The following is a 17932-nucleotide window of genomic DNA, read 5'->3' on the forward strand; positions in this document are numbered from 1 at the left end:
GTACTCTTGGGTGATCGATTGATCTCGGATGGTCGATCGCAGGAACGTCAGCAGGAACTACGGAGGCTTTTCGTGGGCACGTCCCTGAACAGAGCACGCCGGGGGCTGCTCGCGCTGCTCCCGGCGATGCTGCTCGCCGTATTGGCACTGGCGGCTTCGCCCGCGCACGCCGCCGGGGGTCTGGACGCCGTGGCCGAGGGGTTGAAGAAGAGTCCTGTCTATGTGGACCCGCGCGCCTCTTCGCAGCTTTCGTCGGCGGACGCCGCGGCGCTGGAGAAGAAGATCAAGGACGCGAACAAGCCGGTGTTCGTTGCCGTGCTGCCCGACTCGCCGGAGTACCCGCGCGCCACGCTGCTGCGGCTGCTGCGCACCAAGGTCGGCGTCACCGGCGTCTACGCGGTGCACCTGGGCGACAAGGGCTTCAACGCCGCGGCCGACGCCAAGGTGATGTCCCGCAGCACGGTCAGCAACATCGTGCTGGACGCCAAGTCCTCCGCGAGCGACGCCAAGACCGAGCTGAACACGTTCGTCGACCAGGCCGACCAGGTGGCCAAGGGCCACGCCCCCAGCTCCTGGGGTGACTCCGGCGGCTCCGGTGGATCCGGCGCGGCGGCCGGTGCGATCGCCGCTGGCGTGATCGTGCTGGGCGCGGGCGGCGGCGGGTACGTGCTGTACCGCCGGGCCAAGAAGAAGAAGGCCGAGCGGGAGCGGGCCGCCCTGGACCAGCTCCGCACGGTGGTGGACGAGGACATCACCGCGTTCGGCGAGGAGCTTGAGCGCCTGGACTTCAGCCCGGCCGACCCGTCCGCCACGGACGCGATGCGGGGCGACTACACACACGCGCTCGACGCGTACGACCGGGCCAAGTCGCTGATGGCCGCGGCGGCCAAGCCGGACGACGTACGGCCGGTCACCGAGGCGCTGGAGGACGGCCGGTTCTCGCTGGCCACGCTGGCGGCCCGGCGCACCGGTGCGCCGCTGCCGGAGCGCCGCGTGCCGTGCTTCTTCGACCCGCGGCACGGGCCCTCGGTGCGTGACGTGGAGTGGGCGCCCGCCGGCGGGGCGGTGCGCAGCGTTCCGGCGTGTGCGGCGGACGCCAGCCGGATCGCCGACGGCGCCGAGCCGATGACCCGCCATGTGCAGACCGCGTATGGCCCGCAGCCGTACTGGGACGCCGGACCGGCCTACGCGCCGTGGGCGGGCGGCTACTTCGGCGGCGGAATGCTGCCGGGGCTGCTGATCGGCACCATGCTCGGCAGCGCGCTCAGCACGCCCGCGTACGCCTACGACGGCGGCGGGTTCGGCGGCGGCGAGATGGGCGGCGGATTCGACAGCGGTCCGCAGGGCGGTGACTTCTCCGGTGCCGACTTCAACCCCGGTGACTTCTCCGGTGGTTTCGGGGACACCGGCGGCGGATTCGGTGACTTCGGCGGGGGCGACTCCGGCGGGTTCGGCGGCGGCGACTGGTAGCCCGCACCGCAGCCGACGAACACCCTGGCTGGACCTGAACCAAACTTCAGGCTCAGCCAGGGTGTTCTCATGAGCGGCGTGTCCTGGCAGGCCAAGGAACTGACCATCGGCGAACTGTCGGAGCGCAGCGGGGTTCCGGCGTCCGCACCGCGCTTCTACGAGCGCCGGGGGCTGATCGACAGCAGTCGCACCAGCGGCAACCAGCGTCGCTGTGCGCGGGACACACTGCGCCGGGTGGCCTTCATCCGGGTCTCCCAAGGGGTCGGCATGCCGCTGGCCACCATTCGCGAAGCGCTCGCCCTCCTGCCGGAGGGACGCACACCCAGCAAGGAGGACTGGGCATGCGTCTCCGAGCACTGGCGGCAGGACCTGACGGAGCGGATCAGGCAGATGACGATGCTGCTGGAGAAGCTGACCGACCGCATCGGATGCGGGTGCCTGACGCTTGAGCGCTGCGCCCTGGCCAATCCGTGTGACGTACTGGGGCAACAGGGTTCCGGGGCGCGGCGGTTCGAGGGTCAGACAGTTCGCGGAAGCGAGCCCGCTATCGCGCCAACTGGCGAGTCAGCAGGCACTCCTCCGCGAAGGCCAGGGCTTTCAGGTGGTACGAGCGGGCTGCCCAGCCGAGGCTGATGTTGTGGCCCGCGCTTTGCTGTCGGTCGAAGAGGATCCTGGGGGCGGCCAGCAGGGTCCGCATGGACTCCAGGGTCTCCTCGTCGTGGTGCCACCAGCGTTCGTGTTCGGCGTACGTGAACCGCACCGGCACCTGCAACCGTGCGGCCACCGAGGGGAAGACGTCCGGCCAGTTCCGCAGCTCCCGGGCCTCGCGCACCGGCATCGGGGACACCAGCGGTTCGGCGAGCCGGAACGTGTCCGGCGGATACAGCCGCAGCGGACCCCAGTTGAGGGAGCCGAGCCGCACGCCGTTCAACGCGCCTTCACCGTCCGGCAGTTGTGATACGTCGACCGCGTAGCGGTGGCTGACCCCGGAGATGTCCAGCCCGAGCAGGTCGGCGCCGCGCTTGTCGGCGGCGGCGGTCAGCGCGAGCTTGCCGCCGTAGGAGTGGGCGACGAGGAAGAAACCGGCGCCGGTCTGGTGGCGCAGCGCGAAGTCGCTCAGGGCCGCGTGCAGCGTCGCCGACTGCTCGGCCAGGGCCATTCCCTCCGGGAGCCGGCCTGCCGACAGACCGTAGCCGGGGCGGTCGACGGCGAGCACCGTGAAGCCCAGCTGTGCCCCGAGGGACAGCAGGGAGAGGCTGGGATGCGCCGGGCCGTGGAAGTAGCCCGCCTTCATGCCTCCGCCGGGCACGGCGACCACGACGGCCCGCGGCGGCAGGTGCTCGGGTTCGGCGAGCAGTGCGGAGAGCTGGACGCCGTCGGCGTCCAGGACGATGTCCCGCGGCTGCGGTGCGGCGGAGTTGATCGGCTCAGTCATGTCGGTCCGTGTTCAGGAGGCGTGAAAGGCGAATCGCGGGGTTGCGCCGAGAGTATTCGAACGTACCCCGTGATCAGATCACGATGTGGGCCGTCGGCCCCGGACGGAGCGCGGGGTGCGCCGAAACCGTTCGGCGCACCCCGCGCGTGGTGTGGTCGGGCCGGTACGGCCCGGTCGGATCAGCTGCCGTACGGGTGTTTGGCGCGGGCGTCGCGCAGGGGGGTCACCACGACGAAGGCGTCGGCCTGCTCCAGGCGCGGGGAGACCTTGGCCAACTCGGCGGCCACCTCGGGCGACGGGTTGTGCGACAGTGCCATGGGAGCTGGTGGTCGACGAGGTAGGAGATCCTGGGCGGGGCTGGGCTCGGCTGGAGAAACAAACCAATTCGTTGGTTTGATGTCGGGTGTGATTCGCGTATGTCTTGAGTGCCGGGGCACCGCCGCCTCCAGCGCGGCCGCCACCACGGCAGGGGTTCACCAGCAGTGGGCCCGCGAGGTGGCGGTTCGGTGAGGAAGCAGGAACGCGCGGCCCGTACCCGTCAGGGACTGATCCGCGCTGCCGCGCAGGCATTCGCCCAACGCGGCTACGTACAGGCGAGGTTGACCGACATCAGCGCCAGCGCCGGGGTCAGCCCGGGTGCGCTGCACTTCCACTTCGAGAACAAGGCGGCGCTCGCCGCAGCGGTGGAGGCGGAGGCGTCGGCGGCGCTGCGCGGTGTCGTGCGCGATGTCTACCATGGCCGTCAACTCGCGCTTCAGACGCTGACAGATGCCACGCACGCGCTCGCCGAACTGCTGCGCGAGGACGTGGTGGCGCGTTCCGGTTTCCAGCTGGGCTGCCAGCGGGCGCTGGGGACTGAACTGAGCCTGCGTCAGGAGTGGCAGGGTTGTGTACAGCATCTGCTGGCCCTGGCCGCGAGCGAGGGGACGCTGGCCGAAGGCGTGGCTCAACAGGACATGGTCACCACGATCGTTGGTGCCACGATCGGGTTCGAGGTGCTGGGGCGCGACAACCCGGAGTGGTTGTCCCGGCAGACGATCACTGGTTTCTGGCGGGCGATGCAGCCGCGGTTGGCGGCTCCCGGGGTGCTCGGACGGCTCGATCCGGAGGGCCGTCAACAAACAGAGCCGTCGGTTTGTTAGGTTCGCGTCTCGCGAGCCCCGGTCAGCGCGGGGCGGCGGCGGGTTCCTCGGTGAGTTCCGGCAGCGGCGCGTCGTCGCGCCTGTTCGCGGCGAGCAGTCGTTCGCCGCGGTCCGGGGACATGTCCAGGGAGGCCAGTACCGCGGGCACGGTGATGCAGGGGAGGACGTGGCTGAACAGCACGGCCGTCCGGTGACCGAGGTCCTCGCGGTCGGCGAGGGTCTGGGACATCGCCTGGATACCGGCGAAGGCGCCGACGAACATGTCCGCGGTGTCCTCGAGGACGACGTGCGGCAGCAGCTCGCCGTTGTCCCTGGCCGCCGTGAGCATCTGGAGGTTCTGGGCGCTCCAGTTGAGGAACGGCCCGCGGCGGTCCAGTCCGCTGGCGCCCTGGTCGAGGGTGAGCCGCACGCTGGCTCGTACCAGGGGGTCGTGGCGCAGCCGGTGGGAGAGCACCATGCCCGAGTCGATCAACTGCTGGAGCTTCAGGGGCTGTTCGGGTAGCGGTTCGTCTTCCAGCTGCGCGTCAAGGACGGCGAAGGCCAACTCCTCCTTGGAGGCGAAGTGGAAGTACAGCGCCCCCTTGGTCACTCCCGCGGTCGAAATGATCTCACCGATGGTGGCGGCCTCGTAACCACGCTGGTCGAAGACCGTCGCCGCCGCCTCCACCAGGATTTTGCGGGTTCGGATCGCCCGGTCCTGTCGCGCCTGTCGCGCCACGAAGCCTCCAAGCAAGATTCACAGCGTCAAAAAGAAAACCGATTAGTACGTATGTTAGCAGCGGGGGGTGTCCTGCCCCCCAAGGCGCAGATCCCAGGGGGGATTTATGACGCAGCGGCTTTCCGCCGTCCGTACCGCGGGCGATGTCGTTCCGGGGGTGGCGCGGGGCATGGCCGCGTCGGACGCGGCGGCTCCGGTGGCCAGGGAACTGGTGCACAGGACCTCCGAACACGAAGTGCTTCCGACCGGATGGACTCGGCTCGATGACTCCCACTTCTCGGTGTCGGTCCGCTGGCCGCGTGATCACAGGTGCTTCGCTCCGGTGGGCGGCCACCATGACGCCCTGCTGGTCGCGGAGACGATGCGACAGGCCACGATACTTCTGGCCCATGCCGAGATGGACGTTCCGCTGAACCATCACTTCGTCATGTGGGGACTGGAGTACTCGGTCACCGATGTGGCACGGCTCGCGCTGGACGATCGGCCCGACGCCGTGGAGACCGTGGTGACCTGCAGTGAGGTGCAGCGGCGCGGCAACCGGTTGTCCAGCATGCGCACCGAGTACGTGCTGTGGCGCGCGGGCCGGGTGCTGGCCACCGGCAGGGCCCGGCTGACCTGCACCAGTGCCCAGGTCTACGCCCGGCTGCGGGGCGAGCGGCTGGCCGCCGCGGGCCTCGCGGTCCCGCTGCTGCCCGCCGTACCGCCGGAGCAGGTCGGCCGCACCGCCATCGAGGACGTCGCGCTCGCCCCCGTACCGCAGGAGCGCGCCTGGAGGCTGCGCGTCGACAGCGGCCACCCCTCGTACTTCCACCGTCCCAACGACCACGTTCCCGGCATGCTGCTGCTGGAGGCGGCGCGGCAGGCGGCCCACTCGGTCAGCTCCGCCGAAAGGTTCGTCCCGACCGCCGTGGACGTGGCGTTCCACCGCTACGCCGAACTCGACAGCCCCTGCTGGATCACCGCCGGTCCGCCGCGCGCCGACCCCTGGGGCGGCCGGACGGTGCGGGTCAGCGGACACCAGGACAATGAACTGGTGTTCCTCGCCACGCTGGCCGGCGCGGCCCCTGACGAGCCCGACGAGTGGAGGTCGCGTTGATCCTGGTGACAGGTGCTACCGGAACGGTGGGCGGCCGGGTCGCCCGCCGGCTGCTCGACCGCGGCCCGTTACGGGTGCTGGCGCGGCGGCCCGAGCGGGTGGCGTTCGCGGGACCGTCGGCGGAGGTGGTGCCCGGCGACTACGGGGACCGCGCCTCGCTGGACGCGGCCATGGTGGGCGTCAGGGCGGCGTTCCTGGTGACCAACGACCCGCAGCGGCCACAGGAGGACGCCGACCTCCTGGACGCGGCCCGGGCCGCCGGGGTGCGGCGGGTGGTCAAGCTCTCCGCGCACGCGGTCGGCCAGCCAGGCGCGGACGACCTGATCACCGACTGGCACCGCGCCAACGAGGACCGGCTGCGCGCTTGCGGTCTCGACTGGACCATCCTGCGACCGCGTGCCTTCATGACCAACACCCTGTCCTGGGCGTCCTCGATACGTACCGAGGGCGTGGTCCGCGCGTTCGACGGGGAGTCGCCCAACGCCTGTGTCGACCCGGACGACATCGCCGAGGTGGCCTGCCGGGCGCTGACCGAGCCGGGGCACGAGGGCCGGGTGTACTCGCTCACCGGTCCCGAGGCGCTCACCGTGCGGGAGCAGACCGACCAGCTCGGCGAGATGCTGGGCCGGTCGCTTCGGTTCGAGCGGCTCACCGCGGACCAGTTCCGCGCGGGGCTGCGGCGGCGCTATCCGGAACCGGTGGTCGAGGCGCTGATGGCCAGCGCGGAACGGGGCCGCAGCGGAAGCAAGGCACAGGTGGACCCCACCGTCCGGGAGGTGACGGGCCGACCGCCCAAGAACTTCCGTGCCTGGGCGGCCGAGAACGCCGAGCGGTTCAACTAGCGGACTTTGCGGTGGTTGTTGGGGCCGCCCAGGATGGCGGGCAGGTGTCGGTGGCCGTTGGATATGAACGAGTTGAGGCTGCCCAGCTCGTCTACGGGCGCGGCCAGGGCGAGTCCGGGGAACCGGGAGAACAGCGCGGGCAGCGCCACCGACACCTCAAGCCGGGCCAGCGGCGCGCCCAGGCAGTGGTGCACCCCGTGGCCGAACGAAAGATGGTCCCGGCGGGTGGGCCGGGTCGGGTCGAACCGGTCCGCGTCCGGGCCGTGTTGCCCGGGGTCGCGGCCCGCACCGGCGAGCGAGACGATGACCGCGTCTCCCCGGCGGATCGTCACGCCGCCCAGCTCGATGTCCTCGACCGCGTACCGCAACGGCACGTTCGCGCCCGGTGCCTCCACCCGCAGGGTCTCCTCGACGACGTCCGCCCAGGAGACCTCCCCGGAACGCACCCGGCGCAGCTCGTCCGGGTGGGTCAGCAGCAGCCGGACGGCGTGGCAGATCAGGTTGATCGTGGTCTCGTAGCCCGCCGAGATCATCAGCAGCAGGGTGTCCACGAGTTCCTGCCGGCTGAGCCCGGTGCCGTCGCCGTCGTCCCGGGCGGCGATCAGACCGCTGGTCAGGTCATTGCCGGGCTGTGCGGTTTTGGCGGCGACGAGTTGGTCCAGCATCCGGTACAGCCGCTCGCCGTTGTCCCGCGCCTCCTCGACGGTCAGCGCGGTGCTGAACGTCAGGTCGATGGTGCGGCGCAGTTCGGGGCGGGACCGCTCGGGGATGCCGAACAGTTCGCAGATCACCTGGGTGGGCAGTGGGCTGGCGAACTCGGCCCGCAGGTCCACGGGTTGGCCGGCCGGGGTGGCCGCCAGGCGGTCGAGGAGGTCGGCGGTGATCTCCTCGACGCGGGGTCTGAGTGCCGCGGTGCGGCGCGCGGTGAACGCCTTGGAGACCAGCTTCCGTAGCCGGGTGTGGTCCGCGCCGAATGCGGTGATCATGCTGCGGACGGAAATCCACAGCGCCAGCGGCCAGTCCCGGGGTATCTCGCCGTTGATCCAGGCTGGCCAATGCTGGTAGGCGTCCTTGGAAACGCCGGGATGGGTCAGTAGTTTCTTGATCAGTGCATGACTTGTCACCGACCAGGCGGGAACACCACCCGGCAGTATCACGGGGACCACGGGACCCCGTTCGCGTAGCCGTGCGGTTTCCGCGTGGATGTCCCGACCCGAGGGGTCCAGAACGACGGGTTCCACCATTGCCGTTTCCATTGGCAGTTCTCCGCTCTGTCCGCGGGAGTGCGGCCCCACGGAATGGGGCCGCACTTGGTCACTGCCGTGATTGTCCTTGGCCGGAAAGGGCTTTGACGGTTCGGGCCGACGGGCGTCAGCGGCGCGGGATGCGTTGTTGGGCGGCGAGGACGGCGGCGCCGAAGCGCGGGTCGGGGCGTAGCGCGTGTTCGCGGGTGCGCGCCTCGGTGAACTTCACTACGTGTTCGTCCTGCTGCTCCACCGCGCGGGCGGCGAGTTCGTCGAACGAGGGCACGTCGGTCTCCAACGCGGTGCGCAGGACGGTCTCCTCCTGCCGCCGGTCGCCGGTGAAGGCGAGCAGCAGCGCGATATGCACCCGCCACAGGGCGGCCGGGGTCGGCGTGTGCAACTCCGTGGGCAGATGGGGGAGTACCAGCCGTTCGGCGGCGGAACCGCGACTGACGGTGGCGGCCATGGGGCGGCGGGGCAGCGCCGCCACCGCGTCGGCCAGCCGGCCCTCGCCCTGCGTGGCGCCGAACCTCGCCTCACCGGGCAGCCCGGTGTAGCGGGCCGCCCAGTAGGCCAGGCTGGCGGGGCTGCGGGCGTGGGCGCACGAGGTGCACGACTGGTAGCGGCCCATGGGCCGGGGTTGGGGCTACGTCGGCTCGCCCATGTCGGGTGCGGGCCGTGGCCGCACCCGGGCGGCGAGCACCGCGATGTCGTCCTCCGCGGCCTGCGGCACCAGGCCACGCAGCACCTCGTCCAGCAGGTCGTCGAGGTCTCCGGCCACCGGCAGCTTGAGGTTGGCCAGCCGGGCCAGCGATACGTCGATGTCCTCGCCGCGCCGCTCCACCAGGCCGTCGGTGTACAGCAGCAGCACCTGGCCGGGCTGGAAGGCGGTGGTCACCAGGTCGTAACCGCCGAAGCAGGTGCCCAGCGGCGGACCGTTGGGAACGCCGATCAGTTCGGCGCCGCCGTCCTCGCCGAACAGGGCGGGCGGCAGGTGCCCGGCGCTCGCGAAGGCGCAGCGCTCACGGGCCGGGTCGGCCAGTGCCAGCAGGCAGGTGGCCGGGCGGACGGACTCGCTCTCCTCGCAGATCAGGGTGTCGAGCTGGCGCAGGATCCGGTGCGGCGGCAGATCGGTGGCGGCCACATAGCGCAGTATCGAGCGGTAGCTGCTCATGTCGACGGCGGCCTCGATGCCGTGCCCCATCACATCGCCCATGGCCAGCAGGGTCCGCCCGTACGGCAGCCGGATGGTCTCGTACCAGTCGCCGCCGACCACCGCGCTGGTGCCGGACGGCAGATAGCGCGAGGCCATCTCCAGGTTGGGGTGCGGGCTGCCCGGCTCGGCGAGTAGGGCGCGCTGCAGTTCCAGGGCGATGCCCTGGGAGCGGGCGTACCGGCTGGCGTTGTCGATGCCGATCGCGGCGCGGCCCGCCAGGTCCTGGGCGAGCACCGTGTCCTCCTCGGTGTACTGAGGCGTCAGCCCGGCCCTGGCCAGGGTCATCGCGCCGATCGCGTGGCCGCGGGCGGCGAGCGGCACGACCAGCAGCGAGTGGATCCCCATCGCCCGGTACTCGGCGATGTGCTCCGCCTCCGGCGGCTCGTCGTCGTCCTGCGGCCGCCACAGCACCGGCGAGCCGGTGGCCAGGCAGCGCTGCACGGTGGAGCCGTACGGGTGCCGGACGAACTCGCCGGTCACCCCCAGCGCGTTCGCCCGGGCGCTCAGCGCCGGAACGGCGGCCAGCGCGGTCCTGCGCAGCCGTAGCGCGCCCGCCCTGGTCGCGGCGCCGTGCGGGGCGTCGGACGGGAAGACCTCGACGGTGGCCAGGTCGGCCAGCCGGGGGACGACGAAGTCGGCCAACTCGGCGCAGGTCATGTCCACGTCGAGGGTGGTGCCGATCCGGGTGGCGGCGGCGTCCAGCAGGGCGAGCCGGTGGCGGGCCTGCTCCAGGTCGTGCTGCTGCTGACGGAACTCGGTGATCTCCAGCATGATCCCGACCAGGCCCTCCCGTCCGCCCTCGGCCGTCAGCCGGTGGTACGCGCAGTGCCACCAGCGGCGGTCCCCGGGCACGTCGGCGGGGGTGCGGCCGCTGATCACCACTTCCCTGGGCCGGCCGTCGTCCAGCACCTGCCGCAGCACGTCCGGCCGGTCGGCCACCTCCGGCAGCGCCTCGGTCAGGGTGCGGCCGATCAGGTCGGCGGCCGGGACCCCGGTCATGCGGGTGAAGGCGGGATTGGCGTACAGGTGGCGCAGCCCCGGATCGAGGACGACGACCCCGGCGGTGGTGCCGTTCAGCACGCCGCGCAGCACCTCGTCGGTGCTGTGCGCCGCGAGGGCGGCGGCGGCCGCGTCGAACAGGGCGTCGGCGTGCAGCGCGTCGGCGTCGTCCCGGCCGGAAGCATCGGGGCACACCCGGCTACCTCCTCCTCTCCCGTGTCCGAACCGCCTCGTCTTCATCGTCTGACCACGGTGGGTGATCCGCATCCGCGTTGCCCCGCCGGTGCGCCGGGGAAGCGCGGAGGCGGTGGACGTGCCATATCGTCTGGGCGTGACTGCGTCGACTGCCGCTGGGCCGGATCGGGACATCGAAGGCTTACCGGGGCGCGCCGCTCGGCGCCGCTTCGGCCGGAGCGGCGCGGGACGGTGCCGCCCCTCGTCGAGAAGCGCCGCGCCATGATACGCGGGCGTCGGCGCACTCGCGACGCCCCGGCGCGGGCGGGCTCGCTGCGCGGCCGGGTACTGGTGTCCATCGTGGCGGTCACCGCGTGCGCGGTGCTGGTGTTCACCCTGCCGCTGGCGGTGACGGTGCATCGGATCTACCGCAGCAACGCGGTGGTCACCGTGGAGCGCAACGCCGTCTGGGCCGCGCTCTCGCTGCCGGTTCCGGCGAGCACCCGGCACGGTCGCGCGGTGCTGCCGAGCGGGCGCTCCGCGGACGCCCATGTGGCGATCTACACCGTCTCCGGACACCGGCAGGACGGTCGGGGCCCGGACTTCTCCAACCTGGTGCTCCAGGCCCGCGACGGTCGGCTGCACGAGGCGGTGGAGAACGACCAACTGGCCGTCGCCGCACCGGTGTCCAGGAACGGCGAGGTGGTCGCGGTGGTACGGGCCTGGCTGCCGTGGGACTTCGTCACCGACCGCACGCTGGGCGTCTGGCTGCTGCTCGCCGCGCTCGGCGCGGTGGCGGTGGCGCTGTCCGCGGTCCTCGCCCGGCACCTGGCGCGCCGCATCGCGATACCCCTGGAGCGGCTCACCGCCACCGCACGGGCGCTGGGCGACGGGGACTTCAGTATCCAGCCCGCGCGCAGCGGCATCCGGGAGGCGGACGCGGTCGGCCTGGCGCTGAGCGCCACGGCGGAGCGCCTGGGCCAACTGATCGAGCGGGAACGGCGGTTCAGCACCGCCGTCTCGCACCAGCTGCGCACTCCGCTGACCGCGCTCATCCTCGGCCTGGAGCGTGCGCTTGAGCAGGACGGACCGGTACCGCGCGAGTCGCTGACCACGGCACTGCGCCGGGCCGACCAACTGGGCCGCACCGTGGAGGAGTTGCTCCACCTGTCCCGGGACACCCACCGCTCCGCCGGGTCGGTCGACGTCGCCCAGATCCTGGAGCAGGCGGCCGCACGCCACCGGGAGGCGATCAACGACGCCGGGCGCTCGCTGGTCATACGGTGCGAACCCGACCTGCCGCCGGTACGGGCGTCCGCCGTGGCCATCCTGCAGATCGTGGACGTGCTGCTGGACAACGCGCTGGCGCACGGCCGCGGTGAGATCAGCCTGGTGGCGGCGGACGTCGGGGCCGGGGTGGCGCTGGAGGTCGGAGACGAGGGGCCGGGACCGGCGGGCGGCGGCGACGCGGCCTTCGCGGTGCCGCGGCAGCGCGGCCACGGCATCGGCCTGGCGTTGGCCCGCTCCCTCGCGGAGGCGGAGGGCGGGCGCCTGGTCCTCAGACGGCCGGGGCCCGGTCCGGTGTTCACCTTGCTGCTGCCCGCACACGAGGACCGGGGCTAGGCGCGGGGACCGCTCGTGGCTCGCCCCAGGAAAGGCACCTACAGCTCCTGCTCCAACCGGTAACCCGTGCCGCGCAGCGTCGTGATGCGTTCCGGCGCCTCCCCGGCGTCGATCAGCTTGCGCCGCAGGGCGGAGATGTGCACGTCCAACGTCTTGGTGGAACCGAACCAGTTGTCGTCCCACACCTCCGCCATCAGGTGTTCGCGCCGCACCACGGTGCCCGCCGACGCGGCCAGCGCCGCCAGGAGGTCGAACTCCTTTGGCCGCAGCGGCACCTCACGCGGCCCCACGTAAACCCGCCGGGCGTGCCGGTCGATGCGGGTGGCACCGACCTGCAGCACCTGCGGCCCGGCGCCGACCGCGCGCCGCCGTAGATGAGCGCGCAGCCGGGCCAGCAACTCGGTGATGCGGAACGGCTTTGTGAGGTAGTCGTCCGCACCGGCGTCCAGCGTGACGATGACCTCGAACTCCTGGGTACGGGCGGTGAGCACGACGATGACCGTCTCCACCGGCAGACACGAGCGCAGCCGGCGGCACAGCGTCACCCCGTCGATGTCCGGCAGCCCGAGGTCGAGCAGTACCAGGTCCCAGCTGCCGCGCAGCGCCGCCTCCGCGGCCTGCGCGCCACTGTGTGCGTGCTGCACGTTGTAGCCGTGCCCGGTGAGCGCCTGGCCTAGTTCCGACGCGATCTCGGGGTCATCCTCCACCACCAGGAGTTCCGCGAGCGCCATGCCGCCCATTAGATCAGCGGGAAGTTTCCGGAACCGTCCCGATCGCGAGTTCCGGCCACCTTCGTGTGTTAACCGCTGGCGCATTATCGGCTTAACGTAAGCAGGTTGGTAAACGGATTGTTTGCACTCCTCGGAGGAGGATCTCACCCCCAGGCGCATACGTTCGTCGAGCGCGGTTCCGAAACCGTACGGGACCGGCTATCCGAGCGTGAGGAGAATCCGGCATGACGCAGTACGGAACTCTTTTGCGGCAGGCAGTGAACGAGCCAGGAACCACGCCGTTGATCGGTGTGCACGACATGCACTCCGCCGCGGTGGCGACCCAGTTCTACGACGGCCTGTTCCTGTCGGGCTTCGGACTGGCCGCCTCGCACTACGGACTTCCCGACATCGGATACATCGCCTGGCCGGACGTCATCTCCTTCGCCCAGCGCATCAGGGGCGCCTTCTCCGGCGTGCACCTGCTGGTCGACATCGACGACGGCTACGTCGACACCCATGTGGCGACGCACGTGGTACGGCAGTTGGAGGCGGTGGGCACCTCCGGGGTGATCCTGGAGGACCAGGCGCGGCCGCGGCGCTGCGGGCACGTGGACGGCAAGAAGGTGCTGCCGCTTGAGGAGTACCTGGACAAACTCCAGGCGGTGCTGGAGGCCCGGCGCGATCTGGTGGTGGTCGCCAGGACCGACGCCACGGACGAGCAGGAGATCCTTCGCCGGGCCAAGGCGCTGGCCGCCACCGAGGCCGATGTGGTGCTCGTCGACGGGGTGCGCAGCGTCGAGGCGATCCGCGCCATCCGGGAGACCATCGGCGACAAGCCGCTGCTGTTCAACCAGATCGGCGGCGGCAAGTCGCCGCGGCTCTCCCTCGGCGAGCTGGGCGAGCTGGGTGTCAACGTGGCGATCTACAGCACCCCGTGCCTGTTCGCGGCGCAGGACGCCATGCAGCGCGCGATGTCCGAGTTGCGGGCGGCCGACGGCAGGCTTCCCGAGCCGAGGCCGGACGCCACCACCGTGGCGAGCTGCCTGGCCCTGCTGGAACGCACCACCGCCGCGTGACCACCCGCGGCCCTGGCCCTTCCCCTCTTGGGCGCCAGGGCCGCGGCTGTCACCGGACCCCCGAGGCCCCCCGGCCCGGCAGGGCCAACGCCCCCGCCGTGGTGGCGAGTAGCAGGAGGGCGGAGACCAACAGGCTTACGTGCATGCCGGAGACGAACCGCTCCCGGTGCGCTACGAGCGCTCCGAAGACCGCCACGGCCAGCGCGCCGCCGGTCTGGCGGCCCGCGTTGAGCACGCCGCCGGCCATTCCCGCCCGGTCAGCCGGGATGTCGCTCAGCATCGCGGCGGTGAGCGACGGGACGGCGAACCCCAGCCCGATGCCGACCGGAACCAGCAGCAGCGCGGTCAGCGGCCGATCGGTGTGCGCGTCCACCGTGAGCAGGCCGAACAGGCCAAGTGCACACACCAGTTGGCCAACGGCGATCGGCACCCGCGGCCCGAACCGGGCCGCGGCCCTCGCCGAGCCGACGTTCGCCCCGGCGACCAGCGCGGTCATCGGCAGGAACATCAGCCCCGCGGCCACCGCGGACAGTCCGAGGACCTCCTGGAAGAACAGCCCGAGCACGAACACCGTGCCGTAGAACGCCGCGTTGACCGCGAACCCGATCGCCAGGCTGAGCGCCGCCGTGCGGGACCGGAACAGGCCCAGCGGCACCATCGGCTCGCCGGCCCGTGCCTCGGCCACCACGAACGCGACCATCGCCACCGCGGCGACCAGCAGGCTGACCACGGCCGTAGGCGTACCGAAGCCCGACGCTCCGCCCTCGATCACCCCGAACGTCAGCGCGCCCAGCGCGATCACCGCGGTCAACTGCCCCAGCGGGTCGAGGGCCGCGGCCCGGCGGGGCGAACGCGGCACCCTGAGCAGTACCGCCAGCGTGAGGAGCCCGACCGGCAGGTTGAGGAAGAAGATCGACCGCCAGCCCAGCGAACTGGTCAGTGCCCCGCCCACCACCGGCCCCGCTGCCGTGGACACCGCGCCGCCGACCGTCCACAGGGCGATCGCCCTGGCCCGCTCGACGGCGCTGGGGAACGCCTGACGTACCAGCGCCAGCGACGACGGCAGCATGACCGCCGCCGCACTGCCCTGCAGCACCCGCGCACCGATCAGCGCGCCCAGCGCGGGTGCCAGCGCGCACAGCACCGACGCCGTGGTGAACACCGCGAGTCCCGCGCCGAACACCCGGTTCGCCCCGAGCCGGTCCGACAGCGCACCGGCCGAGAGCAGCAGTGCCGCGAACATCAGCGTGTAGGCGTCCACGATCCACTGGAGACCGGCCGTTGTACCGCCCAGCGTGCGGCCGATGGCCGGTAGTGCCACGTTCACCGCCGAGGCGTCCAACCCGATGACGAAGAAGCCCAGCAGGGCCGCACCGAGCACCAGGGTGGGGGACACCTGACGCGGTGCGGTGGCCGGTGGTGCTTCGGTGCGTATGGGTTCCCGCACGGTCGTGTGCATCGGTTCTTCCTCCCCGTGGTGGTGTTCGCCGTCGCGCTCCACACTGGCCCGGTTCTCCGGCCGGTGGCAGACCGCGATGTTCGGGGGAGTTGCCAGCCAGGGAGTGACACGGCCCCCCAACTGCGTTGCGCCGCGGCGATGACGCGCTGGCAGACTGTGGCCATGACCGAGCAGACCGAGCTGGGACGGTTCCTGCGGGCCCGTCGAGGTGGCGTGCGGCCCGCCGACGTGGGGTTGCCGACCGGCGCCGGAGTGCGCCGCACTCCCGGGCTGCGCCGTGAGGAACTGGCCACGCTGGCGGGCGTGAGCATCGACTACTACACCCGCCTTGAGCGCGGCAAGGAGACCCGGCCCAGCCCGGCGGTGGTCGAGTCGCTCGCCAACGCGCTACGGCTGAACGACGAGGAGCGGCAGTACCTGCGCGACCTCGCGGTCCAGGCGGCCCGCCGCGCACCCGAACCCCGGCCGCGGGCGAGCCGCACGGTGCGGCCCAGCGTGAAGCAGCTGCTGGAGACGGTCCGGCCCAACCCGGCGTACGTCGTCAGCCGTACCAACGACCTGCTGGCCGCCAACCCCGGCGGCGTACGGCTGCTGCACGGCATTGCGGACTGGCCCGCCCGGCAGCGCAACACCATCCGCTACACCTTCCTGCACCCGGCCGCCCGAGACCTGTGGCCGGACTGGGAGCAGAAGGCCAAGGGCTGCGTCGCCCAACTGCGCGCGGTCGCCGGAAGCGATCCCGACGCACCGGACCTGGCCGCACTCGTCGGCGAGCTGATCGTCAAGAGCCCGGAGTTCAACCGGCTTTGGGAGCGCTACGAGATACGGGCGATCGGCGACGGTTCGAAGACCTTCCGGCATCCGCTGGTCGGCACGATGACCCTGGTGCACGAGGTGGTGAACCTCAACCGCACCGACGGCCAGCGGATGGTCGTCTACATGGCCACGTCCGGCACCCCGGACCATGACGCGATGACGCTGCTGGACCTGGGCGTTCCGGAAACCGCCCCGGCTGAGCGTGCGCCGCTGAACCACTAGGCCAGCCGGCGGACCACCCGGGCCGGACCGCCGACCGCCAGCACTCCGGCCGGCAGGTCAGTGGTGACCACCGCCCCCGCGCCGACCACCGTGTTCTCGCCGATGGTCACCCCGGGGCAGACGATGACCCCGCCGCCCAGCCAGACGTTGTCGCCGATCACCACCGGAAGCGCCTTCTCCCACCCGGCTCGCCGACGCTCCGCGTCCATCTCATGGGTCGGGGTGAGCAACTGCACGTTCGGCCCGATCTGCACATGGGCGCCGATGGTGATGGGCGCCGGGTCGAGGAAGACCGCCCCGAAGTTGACGAACGTACCGGTGCCGATGCGGATGTTGTAGCCGTAGTCGCAGTGGAACGGCGCCCGGATCCGCACCTGCTCGCCCACTGATCCGAGCAGGTACTCAAGGATCGCCTGCCGCTCCTCGGCATCCCCTGCCGCGTTGTACGCCGAGCACAGCCTGTCCCGGCGCACCGTGTCCGCGGCCAGCTCGGGATCGTCGGGGAGGTACCAGTCGCCGTTCAGCATGCGTCGCTTGTGCTCGCCCATGGTGGCCCTTCCTGCCGACCGGTGCCGTCAACGAAGGCTAGCGGCAGTCGAGTTGGACGGCCGCCCGCCGATCGGGGCTGGGTCGTGCCCGATGGGTCGGGTGCCACGGCCCACGGTCGGGTGGTCTGGACCCGACTTGGTGCCGCGGTGCCGGCGGCCGCTCACGTGGCGGCACGTCAGCGGTTCTCCACGCGGAACGCTCTGGCGCCGTCACCATCAGCGCAGGACGAACCTGCCGCCCTGACCGGGGCCACCTCTGCCCTTTGTCGTCACCCCCTGGAAGGCCACAGTGACCGTGAAATGACCTCAAGGGCAGGGGCCACCCACCGGACACGTCCTAGTCGCACCAGAAGAGGAAGCACGTCGGTGGCTGGGTCGGCCGCGGCCGCGGGCTCGGCGTCGGTTGCGTCGGCGCGGGCGGGGGCGTGTTGTTCTGAGTCCGGCTCGGTGCCATGGGGGCCGAGACCGGGACCGCCGTATGCGCGGCGGTTCCGCTCGGCACCGCGGGAAGCGAGGGCTGGGCGGAGTGCGAAGGACGGTGCGGCACTGGTTTCCTGACGGATGCCGACGCCCGGGGCGCCGCCGTCGCCGCGCTGGCCGTCGCCGTCGGCTCCGCCATGGTGGAGGAGTTCGTCGACTGCGCGTTGTCCACCCGCGACGGTCCGGTCGGCAGCAGTTCCCCGGGCAGTACGGTCGCGGCGACCCCCACCAGGACGAGTCCTCCCGCAACGCCCAGGACCAGCTTGGCCGTTCCACCCCTGCGGCGCGCCGCCCTACGGGAGCGGGAGCGGGTGGCGCCGCGGCGACGGCTGGGGGCGGGCGGTTCCTCGTCGGCCTCGGCCGCCTCCTCGTCCGGTGGCTCCGGGACCTCGTACGTCCGCGGCTGCGGCATCGGAGGGATGAGGCTCTGGTACAGGGGGTGCGGACCGGTTCGCGGTGCGCCAACCGGCGGCACCTGCCACGTCGGCGGCGCGCTGTGGGGCGTGCCGCACACCGGGCAGGCGTACGCCTCGCCGAGGTGGCTCCCGCACCGTTCGCAGTAGTGCATGCGCTGGTCCGTTCCTTTGGATCAGCCCCCCGGCTCCCCCTTGGCGCGCCACACCATACTGACGTGCTCATGCGAACGCCATGCCGAGGCT

Annotated in this window: 18 protein-coding genes; 9 read left to right on the forward strand and 9 right to left on the reverse strand. The window is 71.7% G+C overall.

Annotated elements, in window-relative coordinates; all coding sequences use genetic code 11:
* Positions 1 to 72 precede the first annotated feature (72 nt).
* Entirely contained in the window at positions 73 to 1470 is a 1398-nt protein-coding gene (locus P3G67_RS19555; protein WP_391858298.1) for a hypothetical protein, read from the forward strand.
* Positions 1471 to 1539: 69 nt separating this feature from the next.
* The gene (gene soxR / locus P3G67_RS19560; RefSeq protein WP_276094589.1) at positions 1540 to 2103 is read left to right on the forward strand and encodes a redox-sensitive transcriptional activator SoxR; all 564 of its coding nucleotides are present in this window, start codon (positions 1540 to 1542) and stop codon (positions 2101 to 2103) included.
* Here the strand turns inward: soxR and P3G67_RS19565 are convergent.
* Entirely contained in the window at positions 2015 to 2905 is an 891-nt protein-coding gene (locus P3G67_RS19565) for an alpha/beta hydrolase (protein WP_276094590.1), read from the reverse strand. The two genes, soxR and P3G67_RS19565, sit on opposite strands and share 89 nt — an antisense overlap.
* Positions 2906 to 3084: 179 nt before the next feature.
* Positions 3085 to 3222 (reverse strand): hypothetical protein, encoded by a 138-nt coding sequence (locus tag P3G67_RS19570; RefSeq protein WP_391858299.1) that lies wholly within the window; start codon positions 3220 to 3222, stop codon positions 3085 to 3087.
* Between the two features lie 189 nt (positions 3223 to 3411).
* Between P3G67_RS19570 and P3G67_RS19575 the strand changes: the two genes are divergently transcribed.
* Complete coding sequence (locus tag P3G67_RS19575) at positions 3412 to 4047, forward strand: ScbR family autoregulator-binding transcription factor (protein WP_276094591.1); 636 nt, start codon at positions 3412 to 3414, stop codon at positions 4045 to 4047.
* A gap of 22 nt (positions 4048 to 4069) precedes the next feature.
* On the opposite strand, the gene P3G67_RS19580 is transcribed toward P3G67_RS19575, so the two are convergent.
* Positions 4070 to 4765 (reverse strand): ScbR family autoregulator-binding transcription factor, encoded by a 696-nt coding sequence (locus tag P3G67_RS19580; RefSeq protein WP_276094592.1) that lies wholly within the window; start codon positions 4763 to 4765, stop codon positions 4070 to 4072.
* A gap of 106 nt (positions 4766 to 4871) precedes the next feature.
* On the opposite strand from P3G67_RS19580, the gene P3G67_RS19585 reads away from it, so the two are divergent.
* Positions 4872 to 5861 (forward strand): ScbA/BarX family gamma-butyrolactone biosynthesis protein, encoded by a 990-nt coding sequence (locus P3G67_RS19585; RefSeq protein WP_276094593.1) that lies wholly within the window; start codon positions 4872 to 4874, stop codon positions 5859 to 5861.
* Entirely contained in the window at positions 5858 to 6703 is an 846-nt protein-coding gene (locus P3G67_RS19590; protein ID WP_276094594.1) for an SDR family oxidoreductase, read from the forward strand. Before P3G67_RS19585 ends, P3G67_RS19590 begins: the two co-directional genes overlap by 4 nt.
* On the opposite strand, the gene P3G67_RS19595 is transcribed toward P3G67_RS19590, so the two are convergent.
* The 3 genes from P3G67_RS19595 to P3G67_RS19605 all read right to left on the reverse strand — a co-directional run bounded on the left by P3G67_RS19595 (position 6700) and on the right by P3G67_RS19605 (position 10357).
* A complete protein-coding gene (locus P3G67_RS19595; protein WP_276094595.1) occupies positions 6700 to 7947 on the reverse strand; it encodes a cytochrome P450 family protein in 1248 nt (415 codons plus the stop codon). The genes P3G67_RS19590 and P3G67_RS19595 overlap by 4 nt on opposite strands.
* Before the next feature lie 127 nt (positions 7948 to 8074).
* Positions 8075 to 8578 (reverse strand): hypothetical protein, encoded by a 504-nt coding sequence (locus tag P3G67_RS19600; protein WP_276094596.1) that lies wholly within the window; start codon positions 8576 to 8578, stop codon positions 8075 to 8077.
* 15 nt (positions 8579 to 8593) lie between these two features.
* Positions 8594 to 10357, reverse strand: coding sequence for a SpoIIE family protein phosphatase (locus tag P3G67_RS19605; RefSeq protein WP_276094597.1), 1764 nt, complete (start codon positions 10355 to 10357; stop codon positions 8594 to 8596).
* Positions 10358 to 10618: 261 nt separating this feature from the next.
* Here P3G67_RS19605 and P3G67_RS19610 point away from each other — a divergent pair, with 261 nt between their 5' ends.
* Entirely contained in the window at positions 10619 to 11959 is a 1341-nt protein-coding gene (locus tag P3G67_RS19610; protein WP_276094598.1) for a sensor histidine kinase, read from the forward strand.
* Positions 11960 to 11997: 38 nt separating this feature from the next.
* Here the strand turns inward: P3G67_RS19610 and P3G67_RS19615 are convergent, their stop codons facing one another.
* Positions 11998 to 12690 (reverse strand): response regulator transcription factor, encoded by a 693-nt coding sequence (locus P3G67_RS19615; protein WP_276094599.1) that lies wholly within the window; start codon positions 12688 to 12690, stop codon positions 11998 to 12000.
* Positions 12691 to 12914: 224 nt separating this feature from the next.
* Here P3G67_RS19615 and P3G67_RS19620 point away from each other — a divergent pair, with 224 nt between their 5' ends.
* Positions 12915 to 13748, forward strand: coding sequence for an isocitrate lyase/PEP mutase family protein (locus P3G67_RS19620; RefSeq protein WP_276094600.1), 834 nt, complete (start codon positions 12915 to 12917; stop codon positions 13746 to 13748).
* 49 nt (positions 13749 to 13797) lie between these two features.
* Here the strand turns inward: P3G67_RS19620 and P3G67_RS19625 are convergent, their stop codons facing one another.
* A complete protein-coding gene (locus P3G67_RS19625; RefSeq protein WP_276094601.1) occupies positions 13798 to 15207 on the reverse strand; it encodes an MFS transporter in 1410 nt (469 codons plus the stop codon).
* 162 nt (positions 15208 to 15369) lie between these two features.
* Between P3G67_RS19625 and P3G67_RS19630 the strand changes: the two genes are divergently transcribed.
* A complete protein-coding gene (locus P3G67_RS19630; protein ID WP_269855490.1) occupies positions 15370 to 16245 on the forward strand; it encodes a helix-turn-helix transcriptional regulator in 876 nt (291 codons plus the stop codon).
* Here P3G67_RS19630 and P3G67_RS19635 read toward each other — a convergent pair.
* The gene (locus P3G67_RS19635; protein WP_276094602.1) at positions 16242 to 16793 is read right to left on the reverse strand and encodes a sugar O-acetyltransferase; all 552 of its coding nucleotides are present in this window, start codon (positions 16791 to 16793) and stop codon (positions 16242 to 16244) included. The two genes, P3G67_RS19630 and P3G67_RS19635, sit on opposite strands and share 4 nt — an antisense overlap.
* 452 nt (positions 16794 to 17245) lie before the next feature.
* On the opposite strand from P3G67_RS19635, the gene P3G67_RS19640 reads away from it, so the two are divergent.
* On the forward strand, positions 17246 to 17836 hold the full coding sequence (locus P3G67_RS19640) for a hypothetical protein (protein WP_276094603.1): 591 nt from the start codon (positions 17246 to 17248) through the stop codon (positions 17834 to 17836).
* The last annotated feature ends 96 nt before the right edge of the window (positions 17837 to 17932 follow it).

Origin of the sequence: Streptomyces silvisoli, from assembly GCF_029269905.1 — a bacterium.
Classification (GTDB): domain Bacteria; phylum Actinomycetota; class Actinomycetes; order Streptomycetales; family Streptomycetaceae; genus Streptantibioticus_A; species Streptantibioticus_A silvisoli_A.